The 1,411-nt window shown below is 30.0% G+C and carries 1 protein-coding gene and 1 pseudogene; one reads left to right on the forward strand and one right to left on the reverse strand.

The annotated features are described in order from the left end of the window. Positions 1-227: 227 nt before the first annotated feature. Positions 228-1,130 carry a transposase gene (locus GY937_21185; GenBank protein MCP5059228.1) on the forward strand — a complete coding sequence of 301 codons (903 nt, stop codon included), beginning with the start codon at positions 228-230 and terminating at the stop codon, positions 1,128-1,130. A gap of 58 nt (positions 1,131-1,188) precedes the next feature. On the opposite strand, the pseudogene GY937_21190 reads toward GY937_21185, so the two are convergent. Beyond that, positions 1,189-1,411, reverse strand: a pseudogene (locus tag GY937_21190) (IS630 family transposase).

The following is a 1,411-nucleotide window of genomic DNA, read 5'->3' on the forward strand; positions in this document are numbered from 1 at the left end:
AAATTGCGCTTTAAATTGATTTACAAATATATGATGATTAGTAATTGACTTTATGATATTTGAATTTAGATTATTACATACAAAATCATGTAACCACTTTTTAATATTTTCTAAAGTTTTGAACACTGTATTTCTATAATAGAGTTGTTGCGAAATAAACAATTACCTGTTTAAACACAAAGTTGTTTTTGGAAATTTCGTTTGAGTTAAATTTCTAACTTGTTTAAATGGTACAACTAGAGCGAGCACTTACAACACAACGCGTAATGCGTTCATTAACAGGGTTAGATTTGTTAAAATTTAATGCTTTACTAAGTACTTTTACCCTTGTTTTAGAAAAAACAAAAAAGAAGACCTCAAAAGTCACAAAGCGTAAAAAGGGAGCAGGTCGGCGTCATACACTAGTTAGCGCTAAAGAAAAATTGTTTTATATTTTATTCTATATGAAGTGTTATCCCACTTATGATTTAGCAGGTTTTTTATTTGAATCCGATAAAAGTCAAGCATGTAGGTGGGTAAAAGAGTTACTTCCTATTCTTCAAGCTTCCCTTGATATAGAATTAGTTTTACCTAAGCGAAAAATCAATAGTGTCGAGGAATTTACACGATGTTTTCCTGGGATTAAAGATATTTTTATTGATGGAACGGAACGTCCTGTTCAGCGTCCAGCGAAAGAAAAACGGCAATCTAAGCACTATTCTGGAAAGAAAAAGCGACATACAAAGAAAAATATAGTTGTAACCACCCAGAAAAAGGAGATATTAATTGTAACAAAAACAAAGTGTGGTAATCAACATGATATGAGAGTACTTCGAAAAAGTGAACTTCCTAAAAACATTCCAAAAGAAGTTTCTACTTGGGTAGACACAGGTTTTTTAGGGTTAGAAAAAGAAACAGAATCCTCCGTATTTATTCCTGCAAAAAAATCTAAGAATAAACCATTAACTAATGAACAAAAACAAGATAATTATTTGATAAGTGGTTTAAGGGTATGCAATGAACAAGCTATTGGAGGAATGAAAAGAATGAGGTGTATTACTGATGTTTCTAGAAATAAATCAGATAAATTGGCTGATGAATTAATACTAAATGCAGCTGGGATTTGGAACTTTCATTTAAAAACAGCATAAAAATTAGAGGTCTAATCATATTTATCTCGAAATAAGTTATTTCGCAACATCTCTAATATTGTTTAATGTACTGCCATATTTTTTCGCTAGGATTAAGTTCTGGAGAATAAGGAGGAATTCTAACCAAAATAATGTTAGAAGGTAGTGTATAATTTTTCATTGAATGAAAACCAGCATTGTCAATGACAATTATTTTTATTTCATCTGGTTTATATACAGAAAAGGCTTCAAGATATTTGTAAAATATTTCACTTGTAGTTCCTTCTATTTCATATACAAAA

The sequence above is a fragment of the bacterium genome (assembly GCA_024228115.1).
In the GTDB taxonomy this organism is placed as follows: domain Bacteria; phylum Myxococcota_A; class UBA9160; order UBA9160; family UBA6930.

Coding starts and splice junctions, on each gene's coding strand:
- GY937_21185 (MCP5059228.1), top strand. CDS start 228: ATGGTACAACTAGAGCGAGCACTTACAACACAACGCGTAATGCGTTCA.